Consider the following 19,743-nt stretch of genomic DNA (forward strand, 5'->3'; position numbering starts at 1 on the left):
CTTCCGAGAACGCTCAGATGAGGGCCTATCTGGACCGACTAAGGATGCGACAGCCCCACATGAAAGTCATTGACTACCGGTGAGCCCTGCTTGTCGATTCCTGCATGCGGGTCTCCGTGCACAGCGAGGCGCCGGTGCACGCTGGGTGGCATGCCGTACACAGCGCGGAATGTGCGACTGAAGTGAGCAGCGTCGAGGAAGCCCCACCGGCGTGCGACGGCATGGACGGGCCGAGACAGCAGCCGGGGATCAGCGAGATCACGGTAGCAGTTCTCCAGGCGACGCCGTCTTATCCAGGCAGTAAGAGTGAACTCCTCATCCTCGAAGATCTGATAGAGGCGTCGCACGGAGACCTGGTGAGCTACGGCGATGGTCGCGGGAGACAGTTCCGGATCGCCCAACCGCTGCTCAACATAGTCCCGGATCTGCGAGCGGAGGATGTAGAGCCCGGATTCATGCGACATGGAGCCGACGGTGTCGAATCGACATGACATAACAGCTGTGAGCAGCTCAATCGTGACGCTCTCCAAGGCCCGCGCACTATCGGCGGTCAGTTCCCCCGAGTACCGGTCAATGTTCATCAGCCAATGAGCGAAAACCCTTCCTATCCCCCCACGGGTGGGAAGAGTTCCCCACGGGAATGAGCCCGCCGCCCTGGGCGACAGCGGAAGGAGCGCACGGGGAACCTGGACCACTATCGATGAAGTCCGGTCGGATTTGGCGGACCGAAGCGCTTCGAAGGGGTGAGACGTGTCCACCAGTACGAGATCACCGCTGCCGAACGCCATCTCTTGCCGACCTTTCATAACGAGCCCGTCCCCATTGCGAATCAGGGCCACCTGGTAGGCCTCGGGATCGTGTCGCCTGATCATCTGCCCCGATCTGCGGACGCTCAGCGCGGGATGCGCCGCCGTGACCAGGGTTACCGCGCCGAGTGCGATGACACGAATCCGTCCCTGGAAGTTCTCTCGGTCCTTGGCCTGCCCTCCGACCGGAGCCAACGCTCTTCCCACATGTTCGATCCAGCATTCAAATCGATCACCTACAGGCATATCGGTCGTACGGAAGTCGCTGACGAGCAACGCACCCTCCACTATCAAAAACCGCATGGTCGTGCAGCAGGGAAGATCTTCCCGGCCCCATAGAGGATGGCATCCGACACTGACATGCCGATCACCGGCTCTCTGATGACGACTGTCAGAAGCGATCAAGCACAAGGACCCGCATGTAAAGCAGGCCCCGGCATGTCAGGATGCAGAGGAACGGGCCAATCCACGGACTGGTCGACGCTGACCGCCGGTCTCAACCCAGATGCCCTGATCAGCGAACCGCGGCGCCGAACAAGCTCCTGCCATCACTTCGGACCGTCCTGACGGCCGTCATGCAGCGCCATGAACGCGCGACGGACCTTGTCAGCTCGGCAACGTGAGGTTGAGGCCCGGAGCCTTCGCTCCGTTTCCTCGCCGACGCTCGAAGCTCAGCGGAGACGCAGGTGACCGCTCCCTCCGCTACCTACCCGGGGGCACGTTCGCTGTGATGTGGCGCCCCATCAGCCGTGACCGCCTACTTCTGCAGCGCTTGCTGGGGCATCTCGGCCTGCTGCCATGTGGCAGCCAGAACGGCCCATCCCAGTCCCGGCGGTCCCGTTGGGGCGCTCCGGTGACGCCGGCGGAGAGCGCGATGACCCGCTCGTAGAGGGACGCGAACTCCGGTGGCGGTGCAAGCGCCCGGCGAATGGAGCATCAGTAGAACCGGGGCACCTACGGCGGTCCGCGGAACACAAGTCGGACTGATTGATGCCTCTCTCACCGGCCCTCGGCCCAACGGCGCACTCGGTACCGAACTGCCCGGAACGCTAAAAATCGAGGCGGAGAGACGACCCCGGATCGGGATCGGCGTCTTGCCGGTCCCGCCGGAGCCAATCGGCGAATCAACCCGGCCATAAAGTGGCCAATTCCTATTCTGACGCGAACTATGCTCCGGCCCTTTCGGCAGCCCCGTGGAGGACACGGAACTCCAGATGACCACCCCAACCCCCGAGGTCAGAGTTCACAAGTAACCAGATGTCCTCCGTGCATATGGAATTCATCGAGGCGCCACGTGCCCCGGCCGAGGACATCGCCGAGCACATGCGCGGCAAGAAGCAGATCCCGATCGTCCCGGGCGACAAGGACAAGGACAGCATCCCGCCGAAGATGCGTGCGCGGTCCGATCGGCAAGCTCCGGGCGGCGACCAGCAAGTTCTACGGCACCGACCACGTCCCGCTCGACGGCCACGGCCACGCCGACGGCCACGGTCACGGTCACGGTCACGGTCACGACGAGCACGCCGCTGTCGGCGCGGGCGACCACCCGCGCGAACTGCGCTGACGCGTTCTCACAGGAAGACCCGGAGCGTTTCTCTCCAGGTCTTCTCTTTTCCTGGACGATCACACGGTGACCCACCGGGTGCAGGCGACCGGACCGCCACGGGCCTGCCCGCAGGCCCGCAGGCTCTGGTGGCGATCCCACATCGGCGGTGTGACCGCAGTCGTCAGAAAGGGCTCGACCTTGGTGAGCCCCAGCTGGATCCAGGTGACCCCGGAGTTCCAGGAACGGTCCGCCCAGACCGTGTCCCCCAGCGCCGCCCCGCTGATCCACCCCACGGCGAACGGCTCCTGGGCCGCCGCGTATAGCCGCACGACCCGGCCGGCGGGGGTGATGACAGAGGCGGCCGGATAAACCCGCCCGACCCCGCGCACGAGCCCGTGCAGCACCCGCCCTTCCCCCCGGCAGACGACGGCCCTAAACGCCTCCCGGCCCCGGTAACGGGCGCAGATCCCGTTGATGTCGGTCAGGAGCCGCCCGTCGATCCGCTCGCGCGCCGCAGTGGTGAGACGGCCCTGCGACCGGTAGTTCCGGTACCCGAGGTCATGCCGCCAGCAGGCCTCACCGAAGTCGAACCCCTCTTGTCCCTCGGCGAACGAGCAGTCATCAAGCCCCATGCGCTCCTGGTCGGCTTGCTCGGCGAAGTCACCGAGCGAGACCTCGAACAACAACCGGTCGGTCTCCTCAACGGGGTCGTCGGCGGCTCCGGCGGAGGCGACCCCCGGCCCGCCTGCCAGAAGCCGCACGACCGCCAGGATCGTCGCGGCACGCGCCAGACCATGCGTCGAACGAGTCACATGTCACTCCTCATTCCGACAGACAGCCGGGATCGTTCCAAACCCACGCATGACGAACGGCGGTGATCCGCACAATGTTCTCGCCTTCGTCCCGCGAAGGACCGGAGCGCCGACACAGACATGGAGGTGCGGGTGCGACGCGAAAGGTCGCTCGCGGCCGACTCTCGAAGAGTCGGCGCGCAGCACCCCATGGCGGCGAATACCTTTCGCAATATGGTGTAAATCGATCGTTTTCGCTTCGACGTTACACCGAATCCCCTTCACAGGCAGGCCGCCACAACACGGTGCGGGAGTTCCAGACGGCCGCATCCACCCCCCTTGACATGGCCCGGAGTCTACGCCGGAATTCAGGTCAATTAAGGTGACAATCCAGCCATGAATTGCTATTCCACGATTTCGTCCATAACCCTGGAGTTCACCGAGGCGCGACGTGACCGATTCGGAAAAGGTTTCCGGGGTCCACCCGGTTCCTGATCTTGGCCAGCCGCCGCCGGGTCTCCTCCGGCCAGGCCCGGTCCGTCGTCGTCAGGTCGGAGCCGTGCATGTTGATCAAAGACCCGCCCGTCGACCACGGCGCCAGCGCCCCCACGACCGGCCCGGGGTCGCTCCCGGGCAGCCCGATCGCCAGCACGTTGAAGGCCCCGTCGCGCCCGCCGACCGCGTTCGGCTCCTTCGGCTCGCGGGCCAGTGCCCCGCCCAGGTGCCGGATCTCGACCACGGGGATCGGCAGCTCGACCGACGGCCCGGCGACGGTCAGCAGGGTCTCCACCGCCTCGGGGGTCAGCTCGCGCAGCAGGGTGCTGCGCTCGACGGCCGGCATCGGGTCGGTGGGGTCGTTGTGGATGCGGTCGAGCTGCGTGTACGGCAGCTCCCCCACCCCGCCGAGCACCGGCTCGGCCACCCCGAGCATCGGCGCCAGGAGGGCCTCCTGAGGCTCCGGAGAGGCCACCCGCAGGTGGGCCACGAACTGCCCGCGCAGCGGTGGCGGGAGCTGAGGGAGCGGCGGCAGGCGCAGGAAGGCGAGCGAGGTGGTCAGCGTCTCGGGCAGGCCGGGCGCCCAGCGCTGGTAGGCCCGCAGGACGGCCGGGGCGTCGGCTGCGGCGTAGTAGAGGCCGCCGCCCCACACGGTGGCCAGCGGGAACAGGTCCACGGTCAGCGAGGTCACCACGCCGAAACCGCTCTTGCCGCCGCGCAGCGCCCAGAACAGGTCGGGCTCGCTGCCGGCGTCGGCGACCCTGACCGCGCCGTCGGGCGTCACCACGGTCAGCGACCGGACGTGGTCGGCCGCGAACCCGTAGGTGCGGGCCAGCGGGCCGATGCCGCCGCCCAAAGTGAAGCCGACGGCGCCGACGCCGGAGGCCGAGCCGCACAGGGGCGCGAGCCCGAAGGGGGCCGCCGCCTGGACGACCTCGGCCCACGTGCAGCCGGCGCCGATGGTCGCGGTGCGCTCGACGGGGTCGATCGTCAGGGAACGCATCCGCGAGGTCAGGATCAGGACCGCGCCGTCGGCGGCCTGGACGGCTCCGTGGCCGGTCGCCTGGACGGCCACGGGCAGGTCGCGGGCGCTCGCGTGGGCGAGGGCCTCGGCGACGTCGGAGGGGGTCTCCGCCTCGGCCACGAGGGCGGGGTGGTGGCGGACCGCGAGGTTGAATCCGGAGATTTCGTTCATGGGAGAGGTTGTCCCATGGTGTCCTCGTATGCGGCTGAGGCGGCATCCTAGTGTGGTCCTAGTCATCAGGGAGGAACGGCGATGCGGCACGACTTCCGGGTCCTCGGGCCCGTGGAGGTCCTCAGCGAGGGGCGGGCCGTCGACCTCGGCCCGCGCAAGCAGCGGGCGGTCATGGCCTTGCTGCTCACGCACGCCCCGAGGGTCGTGGCGCTCGACCAGATCATCGACGCCCTCTGGCAGGACGAGCCGCCCTCCAGCGCGACCGGAACGCTCCAGGCGTACATCTTCCAGCTCCGCAAGGCCCTGGAGCCCGAGAGGAGCCCGCGCACCCCGGCGCGGATCCTGCGCACCCGCGAACCCGGCTACCTGCTCGACATCGACCCCGAGCAGATCGACTCCCACCGGTTCCTGCGGGCCATGGAGCAGGCCGAGGCCGCCCCGCCCGAGCAGGTGGAGAAGATCCTCACCCCCGCGCTGGAGTTGTGGCGTGGGGAGCCGTACACGGGGCTGCAGGACGAGGAGTACCTGCGCCCCACCATCGCCCACCTGACCGAGGCTCGGCTGACGGCGCTGACCACCCGGGCGGAGGCGCGGCTGGCCCTCGGACGTTCCGCCGAGGTGGCGCTGGAGGTCGAGCGGCTGCTGGAGGCGGCGCCGTACCGGGAAGGGCTCTGGTCGCTGCTCATCCGGGCGCTCTACACCGACCGGCGGCAGGCCGACGCGCTGGCCGCCTACCAGCGCTGCCGGGCGCTGCTCGACGAGGAGCTCGGGCTGCTGCCGGGCCCCGAGCTGCGGGCGCTGGAGCAGGCGGTGCTGCGGCAGGAGGAGCTGCCGCCCTCGCGCGTCGCCGTGGTCGCCGCGCCCGCTCCGGCGCAGGTCGAGCTGCCCCGGTTCGTCGGCCGGGCGGCCCAGCAGCGGCGCGTGCACGACCGCGTCGCCGACGCCGCCAAGGGCTCCGGCGGGGTGCTGCTGATCGGCGGGGAGGCGGGCATCGGGAAGACCACCCTGGCCGAGGCCGCCGCCGAGCTGGCCGCCCGGCAGGGGTTCACCACCGCGTGGAGCCGCTGCGCCGAGGACGCCCCCGCCTTCTGGCCGTGGATTCAGGCCCTGCGGCTGCTCGACCCGCCCATGGCCGAACGCCTGTCGGCCCCCGGCGAGGCCGCCGACCCCGACGCCGCCCGTTTCCTGCTGCACGACGCGGTCGCCCGCGCCCTCGAACGGCGCGCCGCGCGCGGCCCGGTCATGATCGTGCTGGAGGACGCCCACTGGGCCGACGCGGCCACCCTGAAGCTCCTCACATTCCTCAGCGCCGACCTGCACCGGAGCCCGCTCCTGGTGGTCGTGACGGTACGCCACCACGACACCCCCCAGCCCGTCGACGTGTTCGCCGAACTCGCCCGCCAGCGCGGCACCGAACGGCTCACGGTCGGCCCGCTGACCACCTCCGACGTCGCCGACTACCTCGACGGCCGCGACCCGGCCTTGCGCGAGCACGTGGCCGTGCTCCACGACCGGACCGGCGGCAACCCCTTCTACCTGGGCGAGCTGCTCCGCCTGGCGGCCTCGACCCGGTCGGCCGACATCGCGGCCCTGCCCGTACCCGACGGAGTGAGAGACGTCATCGCGCAGCGTGTCTCCCGCCTGCCCGAGGAGACCCAGGCGCTGCTGCGGACCGCGTCGGTGGCCGGTCGCGACGTCGACTCCGACGTGCTGGCCGCCGCCGCGGGCATCGACCCGGCGCGGCTGCTCCTGCTGCTCGAACCGGCCGTCGCGACCGGCCTGCTCGTCGAGCTCGACGGCGGCTGGGACTACCGCTTCTCCCACGCGTTGGTCCAGGAGTCCCTGTACGGCGAGCTCACCCGCCTCCAGCGCGCCCGGCTGCACGGGAAGATCGGCGAGGCCGCCGAGTCGTTCGGCGGCGGCGACCTCGACCGCGTCCCGGTGCTGGCCCACCACTTCGCCCAGGCCGCCCGCGTCGGCCACGCCGAGAAGGCCGTCGCCTATGCCGTCAAGGCCGCCGAGCAGGCCGCCGCGGGTCTGGCCTACGACGAGGCGGTGCGCTACTGGGAGCTCGCGCTGGCCTCCCACGGCCCGGCGGGCACCTCCCGGCGGTGCCGCCTGCTGATCGAGCTCGGCCGGGCCCGGCGGGTCACGGGCGACGTGCTGGGCGCCCGTGCGCCCCTCGACGAGGCGGTCGACCTGGCCATGCGGCTGGGCGAGGACGACATGGCGATCGAGGCCACCAGCGTCTTCGGCGGCGTGACGCTCTGGAACTGGTGGTCCTACGGCGTCGTCAACCCGCGCATGGTGAACGTGCTGCGCGACCAGCTCGCCCGGCTGCCGGCCGACGACCTGGCCCGCCGCGCCGCCCTCCTCGGCACCCTCGCCGTCGAGCTCTACTACGGCCCGCGCGACGAGGGCCTGGCCTGCGCCGCCGAGGCGGTCGCCCTGGCCCGCCGGACCGGCGACCCGCACCTGCTGGCCCGGACGCTGAACAACTACGTCATCGCCGCCTGGTCGCCCGAGCACGACGCCGAGCGGTTCGCCGCGGCGGCCGAGATCCTCACCCTGCCCGGCCTGCCCAAGCTGACCGAGGTCATCTCACGCCTGCACCGCATGCAGGGCCTGATGCAGGACGGCGCGATCGCCGAGTACGACGCCGAACTGGCCCGCTGCCTGCGGCTCACCGAGGAACTGCGCATCCCGGAGATCACCGCCCAGGTCAACTACGCCGCCTCGGGCCGGGCGATCCTGCACGGCGACTGGGCCGAGGCCCGGCGCTACAGCGCGCTGGCCGGCGAGTGGTACCGCCGCACCAGCCTGTGGGGGCCCGACTTCGTCGACCTGCTGAGCGAGTTCTACATCGGCTGGTCGCGGAACGCGGTGCCGGCGGCCCTGGTCGCCACGCTCGTCGAGCGGGCCGAGGACCCGTCCGACCGGCTGCTGCGCCCGACGGCGATCCTGGCCCTGTGGGAGTCGGGCGACCAGACGGGCGCCAAGGAGCTGCTCGACCGCTGGGGCGTCACCCTCGAACGCAACTGGGCCTGGCAGTTCTCGGCCTGGCAATGGGCGCTGGTCGCGGCCCGCATGGGCCGCCCGGCCCCCGAGGAGATGCTGACGGCCCTGCTCCCGGTCGCCGACCAGATCGCCACCCTGGGGACCGGCTGCGTCTCGTGGGGCTCGATCCACGAGGCCGTCTCGGGTCTGTACGAGGCCCTCGGCGACCTGGACCGCGCCCGCGACCACGCGGGTCAGGCGGCCCGGGTGCACCGCAGGCTGGCCATCCCCCATCTGGAGCGCCGCAGCGCGGCGCTCCGGGACCGGCTCGGCTAGACCATCGGGTCGGTCGTCGCGTCGCGCAGCCGGCTCCACTTCAGCCAGTCCTTCCACTTCGGCTGCCAGTGGCCCCAGCCGTTGGTGGGTTCGAGCTGGCGAGGGGAGCCGGTGAGAATGATCGGGTCGCCGATCAGCGTCTCCTCCTTGTACCACTTCGCGTTCGACGGGCTGATGTTCACGCAGCCGTGGCTGACGTTGGAGTTGCCCTGCGAGCCCACCGACCAGGGCGCGCCGTGGACGTACTCGCCGCTGTTGGAGATGCGGACGGTGTCGTAGACGGTCTGCTGGTAGTAGCCCGCCTGGCCGGGGCCCGCGTCGGGCGAGGTCATGACCGTGACGTCCTCGCGCGACATGGCCAGGTGGATGCCGCTGGTGGTGTGGTACTTCCACACGCCGCCCTTGCCGGCGCTGAACGGGATCGTCCGGATGACCTTGCCGTCGCGGATCACGTCCATCGTGTGCTTGGTGATGTCTCCCTTGGTGATCTGGGAGCGGCCGATGGTGAAGTCGCGCACGACGTCCTTGCCGCCGTAGAGGCCGTTGTCGCCGCGCACGCCGGCCATGCGGGCGGTCACCCGGACCTTGGTCCGGGGCGGCCAGAACTTCTTCGGCCGGTAGGCGATCGTCTTGTCGTCGAACCAGTGCCAGGCGCCCTCGACCGGCTTGGACGCCTGCACGAGCAGGTTGCGCTCGATCGACACCCGGTCCTTCACGGGCGTGTTGAAGGTGATCATGATCGGCATGCCGACGCCGACCGTCAGGCCGGTGTAGTCCTTGTTCGGCAGCAGCGTGTCGATCTCGAACGTCTTGGTGGCCGCGAGGGTGGAGAACGAGCTGCTCCCCCGCGCCGACCCGGCGGTCGCCGCGACCGTGTAGCGGGTGCCCGGCATCATCGGCCGCACGCTGCGCCACATCGTGCGGTCGGCGCTGTAGACCCCCTCGACCGGCTTGCCGCCGTCGGCGGTGACGGCCACCGACCCCAGCGGGGCGCCGGACGCGTAGATCTTGATTGGGAGCTCCGGCGGCAGGTTCGCGGCCCCGTTGGTCGGAAAGATCATGACCGACTCGGCCTTCTTCTGCTGGGCGGCGTCCTCCCCTGCTGTGGCGGTAGTGGCACAACCGGTCACCATCAGTAGGGCCAACGCCCCCGCACCACGACTTCGCACGCGGATCTCCCCCCGGGTCACCTTGATCACTATCTCTGAGTTATTACCCGATTACGGGGAGTTCGGTCGCGCGACACTCCTTTCGAAGGCAAAGAAAAAGTCCCGGCCCGCCCAAGGCGAACCGGGACCAAGCTGCGGGAACTAGTGCGAGAAGTGCCCGCGGTAGTACTGGAAGACGAAGCCGATCGTGCTCATGATCACCGCGAAGACGCCGATGATGAAGAGCCACCAGCCGATGACGAAGCCGAAGAACGTCAGCGCGGCCGACAGGCACACGAACAGCGGCCACCACGAGTGGGGGCTGAAGAAGCCCAGCTCACCCGCGCCGTCACTGATCTCGGCCTCCTTGTCGTCCTCGGGCTGCTCGCCGATGCGACGGGCCGTGAACAGCAGGTAGTAGCCGATCATGAAGGCGAGGCCCACCGAGATCGCCATCGCGGTGGTGCCGGTCACCTCCTTGGACCAGAACCAGTAGACGACGTCGGCGGCGGCGAAGAACGCGCCGGTGAGGATGAACATCCATCCCTGGACCTTCACGACTTGACCTCCTCGATCTCCGGCTGGGCCTGGCCAGGCGTGATGTGCGGGTACTTGAGGTCGAACGCCGGGCGCTCCGACCGGATGCGGGGCAGCCGGTGGAAGTTGTGCCGCGGCGGCGGGCAGGAGGTGGCCCACTCAAGCGAGCCGGCGTAGCCCCACGGGTCGTCGACCGTGACCATGGGCGCGTTGCGCCAGGTCGTCCAGACGTTCCAGAGGAACGGCAGGGTGGACGCGCCGAGCAGGAAGGCGCCGACCGAGCTGATCATGTTCAGGTCGGTGAAGCCGTCGACCGCCGCGTAGTCGGCGTAGCGGCGCGGGAAGCCGATGACACCCAGCCAGTGCTGGACCAGGAAGGTCAGGTGGAAGCCGAAAAACAGCGTCCAGAAGTGGACCTTGCCGATCTTGTCGTTCAGCATCTTGCCGGTGAACTTCGGCCACCAGAAGTAGAAGCCGGAGAACATCGCGAACACGACCGTGCCGAACACCACGTAGTGGAAGTGGGCCACCACGAAGTAGGAGTCGGAGATCGAGAAGTCGAGCGGCGGCGAGGCCAGGATGACGCCGGTCAGGCCACCGAAGAGGAAGGTGACCAGGAAGCCCACGGCGAAGAGCATCGGCGTCTCGAAACTGAGATGCCCTCGCCACATCGTGCCGATCCAGTTGAAGAACTTCACGCCCGTCGGTACGGCGATGAGGAACGTCATGAAGCTGAAGAACGGCAGCAGTACCTGGCCGGTGACGAACATGTGGTGCGCCCACACCGTCACTGAGAGGCCCGCGATGGCGATGGTCGCGCCGACCAGGCCGATGTAGCCGAAGATCGGCTTGCGGCTGAAGACCGGCAGGACCTCGGTGATGATGCCGAAGAACGGCAGGGCGATGATGTAGACCTCGGGGTGGCCGAAGAACCAGAACAGGTGCTGCCACAACATCGCGCCGCCGTTGGCGGCGTCGAAGACGTGGGCGCCGAGCTTCCGGTCGGCCTCCAGCACCAGCAGCGCCGCCGCGAGCACCGGGAAGGCCAGCAGCACCAGGATGCTGGTGAGCAGGATGTTCCAGGTGAAGATCGGCATGCGGAACATCGTCATGCCGGGTGCGCGCATGCAGATGATCGTGGTGATGAAGTTGACGGCGCCGAGGATGGTGCCCAGGCCCGACAGGGCCAGACCCATGATCCACAGGTCGCCACCGATGCCCGGCGAGGTCACCGCGCTCGACAGCGGCGCGTAGCCGGTCCAGCCGAAGGCGGCCGCGCCGCCCGGGGTGAAGAAGCCGCCGACGGCGATGATGCTGCCGAACAGGTAGAGCCAGTAGCTCACCATGTTGAGGCGCGGGAACGCCACGTCAGGGGCGCCGATCTGCAGCGGCATGAGCTCGTTGGCGAAGCCCGCGAACAGCGGGGTCGCGAACATCAGCAGCATGATCGTGCCGTGCATGGTGAACAGCTGGTTGAACTGCTCGTTCGAGACGACCTGCAGGCCCGGCTGGGCCAGCTCGGCGCGCATGACCAGGGCCATGACGCCGCCGATGAGGAAGAACACGAACGAGGTCATCAGGTAGAGATGACCGATGATCTTGTGGTCGGTCGTCGTCAGCCACTTCACGACGACCGAGCCCTTGCGATAGGGCTGTGCGGCGGTCACTGGGCGCCTCCCGCCGCAGACTGGGTGGTCATGTACTGGTCGAACTCCGCCTGCGGGACCAGCTTGACCGAGAACAACATCTTGCTGTGGTCGACACCGCACAGCTCGGCGCACCGTCCGAAGAACACCCCGGTCTTGTCGAGGGTGTCGAGCTCGAACTTGTTGTGCACGCCCGGGATGACGTCCTGCTTGAAGAGGAACGCCGGCACCCAGAACGAGTGGATGACGTCGGGCGACTCGAGGGCGAACTCGACCTTGGTGCCGACCGGCAGCACGAGCTGCGGGCCCTGCGGGTTGGTCGTGCTCTGCTTCGACAGGTCGACCGGGACGCCGGCCACCGTCGCGGTCTTGCCCTGGGCCTCGGTCGTGAAGCGCCAGCTCCACTGGTAGCCCTCGACCTTGACCTTCACCGGGGCGGTGCCGGAGACCTTGATGATCTCGGCCTCGTCGCGCGCGGTGAAGTAGAAGAAGACCGCCACCATGACCAGCGGAACGAGCGTGTAGAGCATCTCGATCGGCAGGTTGTACCGCACCTGGGGCGGCAGCTGCTGGTCGGAGTTCTTCCGCCGGCGGTGGAACAGCACCGACCACACGATCAGGCCGAAGACGACGACGAACGTCGCGAAGGCGGCCACCCACGAGCCCAGCCACAGGTCGAGCATCAGGTTGCCCTGCCGCGTCTGCGGCTCGGGCTGGGCCAGCCGGGACCACTGGTCTGCTGCCTCGGAACTACACGCCGACGCGGACGCGACCAGAACCGCCACACCGGCGAGACTGGGCAGCCGGCGGCGGGCCAACGATCGCCGTGTCGTACGGCGGGTCGGACTCACGGATCGCCTACCCCACACTTGAAGCCCATGGGGCACACCCCTGGGCGGTTTTCGAGGATTCCACACAGCCGGGGGAATCTTCTCCCCCGCTTTACTTGATTCACTTCAATGCCGAGACACTTTAGCGCGGACCGGCACCGGTCCTCGTTCCAGCCCCCGTTAATGTCCTCACTGTGGCGTACCTCGACGCGGCATCGACCGAGCCCCTCCACCCAGCGGCCCGCGAAGCACTGCTCGCGGCCCTCGACGTGGGGTGGGCCGACCCCGCCCGGCTCTACGGCTCGGCCAGACGGGCGCGGCTGCTGCTCGACCAGGCGCGGGCCGAGATCGCCGAGGTGCTGGGCGCGCGCCCGGACGAACTGTCGTTCACCACGTCGGGCACGCAGGCCGTCCACCTGGGCGTCCTCGGCGCGCTCCAGGGCCGGCGCAGGGCCGGGCGTCACCTGGTGGTGAGCGCGGTCGAGCATTCGAGCGTGCTGCACGCGGCGGGCGTCCACGAGGGGGCCGGAGGCAGCGTACAGACCATAGGCGTCGCGATCACCGGGCGGGTCGACCTGCCCGCCTTCGCCGAGGCGGTGGCCGCCGAGGGGGTCGCGGCGGCGGCGCTCCAGACGGCCAACCACGAGGTCGGCACCCTCCAGCCGGTGGCCGAGGCGGCCGAGGCGTGCCGGGCGGCGGGGGTGCCGCTGGTGGTCGACGCGGCCCAGTCGGCCGGGCGGCTGCCGATCCCGCCGGGCTGGTCGGTGCTGACGGCCAGCGCCCACAAGTGGGGCGGGCCCGCCGGGGTCGGGGTGCTGGCGGTGCGCAAGGGCACCCGCTGGCGCTCGCCCTATCCGGAGGACGAGCGGGAGCTGCGCCGGGTGCCGGGCTACGAGAACGTGCCCGCCGTGGTGGCCGCCGCGGCGGCGCTGCGCGCCCGCGCGGCCGAGTCGGCGGCTGAGAACGCCCGCCTGTCGGCGCTGGTCGACCGGATCCGCGCCGAGGTCCCGCGCCGGGTCCCCGACGTCGAGGTGATCGGCGATCCGGTGGACCGCCTCCCCCACCTGGTGACCTTCTCGTGCCTGTACGTCGACGGCGAGGTGCTCCTGACCGAACTCGACAAGGCCGGTTTCGCCGTCTCGTCAGGAAGTTCGTGTACGGCGAGTACGCTTCGTCCATCACACGTACTGGAGGCGATGGGCGTGCTTACGCATGGAAACGTCCGGGTATCGCTGCCCCGTGGGATACCCGAAGACGATGTCGAGCGGTTCCTCACCGTTCTCCCCGACATCGTGCGTCGCGTCCGCCAGCGTCTGGGGGTGCAGTGATCTGGCGTAAGAAGTCGCCCGAGCCGCCTGCCGAAGCGCCTGCGCCGGTGATTCCGCCGGCCGCGCTGACCATCGACGCGCTGGGCCGCAAGTGCCCGATTCCGATCATCATGCTGGCCGAGCGCGTCGGCGAGGTGCCCGTGGGGGCGGTGATCTCGGTGCTGGCCGACGACCCGGCCGCCTTCACCGACGTCCCGGCCTGGTGCCGCCTGAAGTCCCACCAGCACGTCGAGAGCTACGAGCTGCCGCAGGGCGGCTGGGCGATCCACGTACGCCGGCAGTACTGAAAAAGGCCGCCCCGAAGGGCGGCCTTTCGCGTCGGGGCTACGGGCGCAGGCAGCGCAGGTGGGCGCCGACCTCCTCGGCGGCGTCCTTGCCGTAGCAGGCGCCGAAGCGCTCCAGGAAGTCGGCCTGGCCGAGCTCGTATTCCTGGCCGCCGACGCGCTCCAGCACGTGGGTGGCGGTCAGGTTGCCGATCTGGGCGCAGCGCTCCAGGCTCAGGCCCCAGGTCAGGCCGGCCAGGAAGCCGGAGCGGAACGCGTCGCCGACGCCGGTCGGGTCGGCCTTGCCGCGCTCGGGGGCCGGGGAGACGTGGATCGACGGCTCGCCCTTGCGGTCGATGCGGGAACCCTTGGGGCCGAGCGTGGTGATCCGCACGCCGACGCGGTCGAGGACCTCCTCGTCGGACCAGCCGGTCTTCTGCTCGATGAGCCCCTTCTCGTAGTCGTTGGAGAAGAGGTAGGCCGCGCCGTCGATCAGCTCGCGGATCTGCTCACCGGGCATGCGGGCGAGCTGCTGGGAGATGTCGGCGGCGAACGGGATGCCGCGCGACTTGCACTCGGAGGTGTGGCGCAGCATGGCGTCGGGGTCGTTGGGGCCGATCAGCACGAGGTCGAGGCCGCCGACGCGGGCCGCGATCGGGCCGAGCTCGATGTTGCGGGCCTCGGCCATCGCGCCGGTGTAGAACGACGCGATCTGGTTGTGGTCCTGGTCGGTGGTGCACAGGAACCGCGCGGTGTGGTGGAGCTCGGAGATGTGCACGGAGTCGCAGTCGACGCCGTGGCGCTCCAGCCACGACCGGTAGTCGGCGAAGTCGTCGCCGACCGCGCCCACGAGGATCGGCCGCAGCCCCAGGCCGCCCATGCCGAACGCGATGTTGCCCGCGCAGCCGCCGCGCCGGATCTCCAGCTCGTCGACGAGGAACGACAGCGACACGCGGTCGAGCTGCTCGGCGATGAGCTGGTCGCCGAAGCGGCCGGGAAACGTCATCAGATGGTCGGTCGCGATGGAGCCGGTGACGGCGATGCGCACGGGGTGATCTCCTCGTTGTCAGCAGCGCGTGGACGCCCGCCGGATCGCGAGCCCCGCAAGAATACGCGATATTCAGGCTGACCCGGGACATGGCGAGACACCCGCGCGCCCGAGCAGGGTGCGCGGGTGTCTGGCCGGGCGCTCCTTAGTTGAAGGAGTCGCCGCAGGCGCAGGAACCCGTGGCGTTCGGGTTGTCGATCGTGAAGCCCGACTTCTCGATCGTGTCGACGAAGTCGACCGTCGCACCGATCAGGTAGGGGGCGCTCATCCGGTCGGTCACGACCGAGACGCCGCCGAAGTCGGAGACAACGTCGCCGTCCATCGAGCGGTCGTCGAAGTAGAGCTGGTAACGGAGGCCGGAACAGCCCCCCGGCTGCACGGCGACGCGGAGGTGCAGACCCTCCTCGCCCTGCTGCTCCAGCAGGCTGCTGACCTTGGCGGCGGCCGCGTCAGTCAGGATCAGGCCCTGCTTCGTGGTCTCGCTGCTCTCAACCGACATCTTGGTGACTCCCAGCGTCTGTATCTGACGTCCTTCTAGAACGGTAGCAACACGTTGGCCCTGTCCCTACATTCCCGGTCCGGACACCCCAGGGGAATACCTCCCAAAGCGGATGTGTAATTATTAGTCGTCAGTTCGACGATAAGTCCCCGAAGGGGGTGTGGTCGTGACGACCACGAGTCTTCCGCTCTTCGTCCTCGGGCAGGGCGTCGACCCGCACAGTGAGCGCGGTGTCGACTGCCCCGGTGAGCTGCCCCCCGCGTCCGACCCGGAGCTGGTGGCGCGGGCCCGCAAGGCCAAGGAGGCGCTCGGCGACCGGCTGTTCGTGCTGGGCCATCACTACCAGCGGGACGAGGTCATCCAGTTCGCCGACGTGACGGGCGACTCCTTCAAGCTGGCCCGCGAGGCGGCGGCCCGGCCCGAGGCCGAGTTCATCGTGTTCTGCGGCGTCCACTTCATGGCCGAGTCGGCCGACATCCTGACCTCCGACCGGCAGAAGGTGATCCTGCCCGACCTGGCGGCCGGCTGCTCCATGGCCGACATGGCCACCTTCGACCAGGTCGAGGAGGCCTGGGAGGTGCTGGAGGACGCCGGGATCGCCGGGGTCACGGTGCCGGTGACGTACATGAACAGCAGCGCCGACATCAAGGCGTTCTGCGGGCGGCACGGCGGCGCGGTGTGCACCTCGTCCAACGCCAAGAGGGCCCTCGACTGGGCCTTCGAGCAGGGCGAGAAGGTGCTGTTCCTGCCCGACCAGCACCTGGGCCGCAACACCGCCGTGCTGGAGATGGGCCTCTCGCTGGACGACTGCGTCGTCTACAACCCGCACCGCCCGAACGGCGGCCTGACCGACGAGCAGCTCAGGAACGCCAAGATGATCCTCTGGCGCGGCCACTGCTCGGTCCACGGCCGCTTCACCGCCGAGAACGTCGACGACGTGCGGGCCCGCGTCCCCGGCGTGAACGTGCTGGTCCACCCCGAGTGCCGCCACGAGGTGGTCACCAAGGCCGACTACGTGGGGTCGACCGAGTACATCATCAAGCAGCTGGAGGCCGCCCCGGCCGGGTCGACCTGGGCCGTGGGCACCGAGCTCAACCTGGTGCGGCGGCTGGGAGCGATGTTCCCCGACAAGACGGTGATGTTCCTGGAGAAGACCGTCTGCTACTGCTCGACGATGAACCGCATCGACCTGCCCCACCTGGTGCGCTCGCTGGAGTCGCTGGCGGCGGGACAGGTCGTGAACCAGATCACGGTCGACCCGGAGACCACCCACTGGGCCAAGGTCGCGCTCGACCGCATGCTGGCGCTGCCGTAACGGCTAGCGGAGCTCGAAGACGACCCTGACGTTGACGCCCACCGACTGGCGGCCCGGCGAGATCGACTTGTCGGCCGCCATCAGGTGGACGCCCTCGAACGGGATCGGGGCGCGCCCCTCGCCGTCTTCGCTGACGCTCAGCACCCGGCCGAGCCTGCGGCCGGTCAGCTTGGCGTACTGCCTGGCCTTGGTCTCGGCGTCCTTGTACGCGGCGTCGCGGGCGGCGGCCAGCGCGGTCGCGGGGTCGCCGATCTCGAAGGAGATGCCGTTCAGGCGGGCCTCCTCCCCGGCGGAGGCGACGGCGTCGACCACCCGGTCGGCGATGCCGAGGTCGCGGACGAGCACCTCGACGCCGTGCCCGGCGCGGTAGCCGGCGACCTTCGGGTAGTCGTCGTATTCGGGGCCGAGGGTGATCTCGCTGGTGCGCAGGTCGTCTTCGTCGACGCCGACGTTCAGCAGGGCGGTGCGGAGGGTCGCGGCGGCCCTGCGGGCGTCGCCGAACGCGGCCCCGGCCGTCGCGCGGCGGACCTCGACGCCGGCCTGGAGGCGCATGCGGTCGGGGGCGGCCGAGACGGCGCCGTTGCCGGTGACGGTGATCTTCGCGTCGTCTGCCACCACCCCGGCATACCCGGCGGGCGTGGCGGCGAACGCCGCCGGGGTGGTCAGCAGTCCGGCGGCGAGGAAGGCGGCCGCGGTCGCGTACCTGAAGGTGATCATGGGCGCGATCCCATCACCACCCCGGTCCGCCGGGCCGCCGCGCCACGCCTCCTTGGTCACATCGTGGAGTTGTCGGCCCACCGCTTGAGCAGGGCCGAGTCGCCCTCGACGGAGTAGTCGCCGTAGCCGCGGCGGCCCCACATCAGCAGCAGGATGTCGGCCGCCGTCGAGGTGCGGACGGTGACCTCGCCGGGCATGGCGGACGGCTCGTAGGTGTAGCCGTCGGGATAGAGGGTGACGAGGAAGCCCACGCCGGTGTCGGACTGCCACGAGAGCCGCTCGCCGTCGCCGGTCAGGTCGCGGGGCCTCCAGTCGGCGTAGGGGAGGTTGTCGAGCAGTTCGCTCACGCCGTCGGCGGCGACGGCCTCGTCGATACGCGGGGCCTGGCCGAGGGCGATGGCGGCGTCGGCGGCGTGGACGGCGTTCTCGCAGAGCTGGCGGCGGGCCCACCAGACCACGGGTCGGGGGCCGGCCCACGTCCAGACGACCGTCGACGGGTCGTGGGCCAGCAGGCCCCTTCTGAGCGGTTCGGCCCCGGCGGCGAACCAGTCGGCGTAGCCGCCGTCGTCGGCGGGCAGGCCCAGGTCGACGGCCGCGCGGTCGAGCCGCTCCTGGCGGGCCTCCCCGGCCACGATCGCGGCCCGGCGATGAGTGCTCCCGGTGTGCTCGACCAGGTCGCGCAGGCTCCAGCCGGGGCAGGTCGGCACGGGCCTGGCCAGGTCGTGCCCCCGCACGGCGTCGGCCATCGCGGTGATCTGCGCCGCCACCGCGTCGGCGTACTCCCGCTGGTCCACAGGCCCCCCCTACAGTCCGGGCGCTCCCCACACCGCGAACCAGCGGGACAGGTCGGCCTCGATGGGCAGGTCGCCCGCGAGCGTGCCGCGCGCCTGCAGTTCCAGGGCGTTGTCGCGCCGCTGGCCCGGCAGTGGGGCGAACGGGTAGAACGTGCCCTGCTTGTAGAGATATACCAGGGCGAGCCGCCGCCCGCCGGGATCGGCGAAGACGACGGTCGTGCACAGCAGCGAGGAGCCGAACCCGGCGCCCTCCAGGCTGGAGTTGGCCCCGTGGAGGTTGGTCACCAGTGAGGACACGTCGTCGTCGCGCACGGTCAGCCACGTGAAGCCGTAGTCGTCGCTGGTGATCTCCGGGCTGCCGACGAGCTGCCGCACGTCGTCCTGGAGACGGGCGAACGCGGCCCCCTCGGCGGCGCGGAAGCAGACCGACCCCACGCCGGCCGGCCCGAACGCGGTCGCGACCTGCAGCGTCACCGCGGCCGACGGCAGCGCGAACAGCGCGTCGAGATCGGGCCTGGCCTGTTTCGAACGGCCGAGCAGCGCGTCGAACCAGCCCATCAGGCCTCCCTGCCGAGTTCGCCGGAGATCCGGGCGAGTTGTTCGAGCCGCTTCTCCAGCGGCGGGTGGGTGGCGAACAGCGTCGCCACGCTCGCCCGGTTCAGCGCGGGCGCGAAGTAGAACGCGTTGAACGACTGCGCCTCGCGCAGGTCGCGCGTCGGGATGCGGGCGATCTCGCCGGAGACCTTGGTCAGGGCGCTGGCCAGCGCGGACGGACGCTGGGTGAGATAGGCCCCGGCCCGGTCGGCGGCCAGTTCGCGGTAGCGCGACAGCAGCCGGGTCAGCACGAAGCTGACGCAGTAGACGATCGTGGAGACCAGCACGATGATCAGGCCGATCGGCAGGCCGCCCTGGTTGTCGCGGTTGCGGCCGAGGCCGGCGTACAGGGCGAACCGGGTCATCAGCCCGGCCACCACGCCGAGGAACGAGGCGATCGTCATGACCGCGACGTCACGGTGGGCCACATGGGACATCTCGTGGGCCAGGACGCCTTCGAGCTCGGGCGGGTCGAGCCGCCGGAGCAGGCCGGTCGTCACGCAGACGACGGAGTTCTTCTGGTTGCGCCCGGTCGCGAACGCGTTCGGCACGTCGCTGTCGGCGACGGCCACGCGGGGCTTGGGCATGTCGGCCAGGGCGCTCAGGCGGTCGATCACGGCGTGGAGCTGCGGAGCCTCCTGCGGTGACACCTCTCTGCCGCCCATCGCGTACAACGCGATCTTGTCGGAGAAGAAGTACTGCACCAGCAGGAAGCCCGCGGCGATGACCAGGACGACGACCGCCCGCGCCCCGGCGGCGATGAGCACCGCCACGAACACGACATAGAGCAGGCCGAGCAGGAACATGGTCAGGACCATGCGGCGGGTCAGCCCGGAGTCGGGCCTGAACCGGGACACG

General features: G+C 69.9%; 18 protein-coding genes. 5 read left to right on the forward strand and 13 right to left on the reverse strand.

Annotated elements, in window-relative coordinates; all coding sequences use genetic code 11:
- Positions 1–38: 38 nt before the first annotated feature.
- Entirely contained in the window at positions 39–1,082 is a 1,044-nt protein-coding gene (locus tag GT755_RS14075) for an AraC-like ligand-binding domain-containing protein (protein WP_161480178.1), read from the reverse strand.
- A 1,117-nt stretch (positions 1,083–2,199) separates the two neighbouring features.
- Here GT755_RS14075 and GT755_RS14080 point away from each other — a divergent pair.
- Positions 2,200–2,370, forward strand: a complete 171-nt coding sequence (locus tag GT755_RS14080; RefSeq protein ID WP_161480179.1) for a hypothetical protein — start codon at positions 2,200–2,202, stop codon at positions 2,368–2,370.
- A gap of 59 nt (positions 2,371–2,429) precedes the next feature.
- Here GT755_RS14080 and GT755_RS14085 read toward each other — a convergent pair whose 3' ends face one another.
- Entirely contained in the window at positions 2,430–3,164 is a 735-nt protein-coding gene (locus GT755_RS14085) for a phospholipase A2 (RefSeq protein WP_161480180.1), read from the reverse strand.
- Between the two features lie 415 nt (positions 3,165–3,579).
- The gene (locus GT755_RS14090; protein WP_161480181.1) at positions 3,580–4,833 is read right to left on the reverse strand and encodes an FAD-binding oxidoreductase; all 1,254 of its coding nucleotides are present in this window, start codon (positions 4,831–4,833) and stop codon (positions 3,580–3,582) included.
- 81 nt (positions 4,834–4,914) lie between these two features.
- On the opposite strand from GT755_RS14090, the gene GT755_RS14095 reads away from it, so the two are divergent.
- Positions 4,915–8,166 (forward strand): BTAD domain-containing putative transcriptional regulator, encoded by a 3,252-nt coding sequence (locus tag GT755_RS14095; protein ID WP_161480182.1) that lies wholly within the window; start codon positions 4,915–4,917, stop codon positions 8,164–8,166.
- On the opposite strand, the gene GT755_RS14100 is transcribed toward GT755_RS14095, so the two are convergent.
- The 4 genes from GT755_RS14100 to ctaC all read right to left on the reverse strand — a co-directional run bounded on the left by GT755_RS14100 (position 8,163) and on the right by ctaC (position 12,282).
- Positions 8,163–9,227, reverse strand: a complete 1,065-nt coding sequence (locus GT755_RS14100; protein ID WP_235966682.1) for a L,D-transpeptidase — start codon at positions 9,225–9,227, stop codon at positions 8,163–8,165. The two genes, GT755_RS14095 and GT755_RS14100, sit on opposite strands and share 4 nt — an antisense overlap.
- 249 nt (positions 9,228–9,476) lie before the next feature.
- Positions 9,477–9,872: a cytochrome c oxidase subunit 4 gene (locus GT755_RS14105; RefSeq protein WP_161480183.1), complete on the reverse strand. Its 396-nt coding sequence runs from the start codon at positions 9,870–9,872 to the stop codon at positions 9,477–9,479.
- Positions 9,869–11,518 carry an aa3-type cytochrome oxidase subunit I gene (gene ctaD / locus GT755_RS14110; RefSeq protein WP_161480184.1) on the reverse strand — a complete coding sequence of 550 codons (1,650 nt, stop codon included), beginning with the start codon at positions 11,516–11,518 and terminating at the stop codon, positions 9,869–9,871. Before ctaD ends, GT755_RS14105 begins: the two co-directional genes overlap by 4 nt.
- Positions 11,515–12,282, reverse strand: a complete 768-nt coding sequence (gene ctaC / locus GT755_RS14115) for an aa3-type cytochrome oxidase subunit II (RefSeq protein WP_231515278.1) — start codon at positions 12,280–12,282, stop codon at positions 11,515–11,517. Before ctaC ends, ctaD begins: the two co-directional genes overlap by 4 nt.
- A 239-nt stretch (positions 12,283–12,521) precedes the next feature.
- Between ctaC and GT755_RS14120 the strand changes: the two genes are divergently transcribed.
- Positions 12,522–13,655, forward strand: coding sequence for a cysteine desulfurase family protein (locus GT755_RS14120; RefSeq protein ID WP_161480185.1), 1,134 nt, complete (start codon positions 12,522–12,524; stop codon positions 13,653–13,655).
- Positions 13,656–13,702: 47 nt separating this feature from the next.
- On the forward strand, positions 13,703–13,942 hold the full coding sequence (locus tag GT755_RS14125; RefSeq protein WP_030450475.1) for a sulfurtransferase TusA family protein: 240 nt from the start codon (positions 13,703–13,705) through the stop codon (positions 13,940–13,942).
- A 37-nt stretch (positions 13,943–13,979) separates the two neighbouring features.
- On the opposite strand, the gene GT755_RS14130 is transcribed toward GT755_RS14125, so the two are convergent.
- Together GT755_RS14130 and GT755_RS14135 are read right to left on the reverse strand one after the other, a co-directional pair.
- Positions 13,980–14,966, reverse strand: coding sequence for a carbohydrate kinase family protein (locus GT755_RS14130; RefSeq protein ID WP_285579475.1), 987 nt, complete (start codon positions 14,964–14,966; stop codon positions 13,980–13,982).
- Between the two features lie 145 nt (positions 14,967–15,111).
- Entirely contained in the window at positions 15,112–15,465 is a 354-nt protein-coding gene (locus tag GT755_RS14135) for a HesB/IscA family protein (protein WP_030450477.1), read from the reverse strand.
- Between the two features lie 160 nt (positions 15,466–15,625).
- On the opposite strand from GT755_RS14135, the gene nadA reads away from it, so the two are divergent.
- Positions 15,626–16,780 carry a quinolinate synthase NadA gene (gene nadA, locus GT755_RS14140; RefSeq protein ID WP_161480186.1) on the forward strand — a complete coding sequence of 385 codons (1,155 nt, stop codon included), beginning with the start codon at positions 15,626–15,628 and terminating at the stop codon, positions 16,778–16,780.
- Between the two features lie 3 nt (positions 16,781–16,783).
- On the opposite strand, the gene GT755_RS14145 is transcribed toward nadA, so the two are convergent.
- From GT755_RS14145 to htpX, 4 genes are read right to left on the reverse strand one after another with little or no spacing between them, the layout of a single operon-like run.
- Positions 16,784–17,497 (reverse strand): SIMPL domain-containing protein, encoded by a 714-nt coding sequence (locus GT755_RS14145; RefSeq protein ID WP_161480187.1) that lies wholly within the window; start codon positions 17,495–17,497, stop codon positions 16,784–16,786.
- Positions 17,498–17,553: 56 nt separating this feature from the next.
- Positions 17,554–18,291, reverse strand: a complete 738-nt coding sequence (locus GT755_RS14150) for a maleylpyruvate isomerase family mycothiol-dependent enzyme (RefSeq protein ID WP_161480188.1) — start codon at positions 18,289–18,291, stop codon at positions 17,554–17,556.
- A gap of 9 nt (positions 18,292–18,300) precedes the next feature.
- The gene (gene pspAB / locus GT755_RS14155) at positions 18,301–18,849 is read right to left on the reverse strand and encodes a PspA-associated protein PspAB (protein WP_161480189.1); all 549 of its coding nucleotides are present in this window, start codon (positions 18,847–18,849) and stop codon (positions 18,301–18,303) included.
- A complete protein-coding gene (htpX, locus tag GT755_RS14160) occupies positions 18,849–19,742 on the reverse strand; it encodes a zinc metalloprotease HtpX (RefSeq protein ID WP_030450482.1) in 894 nt (297 codons plus the stop codon). Before htpX ends, pspAB begins: the two co-directional genes overlap by 1 nt.
- Position 19,743 lies beyond the last annotated feature (1 nt).

Origin of the sequence: Herbidospora solisilvae (genome assembly GCF_009901565.1) — a bacterium.
Taxonomy (GTDB): domain Bacteria; phylum Actinomycetota; class Actinomycetes; order Streptosporangiales; family Streptosporangiaceae; genus Herbidospora; species Herbidospora solisilvae.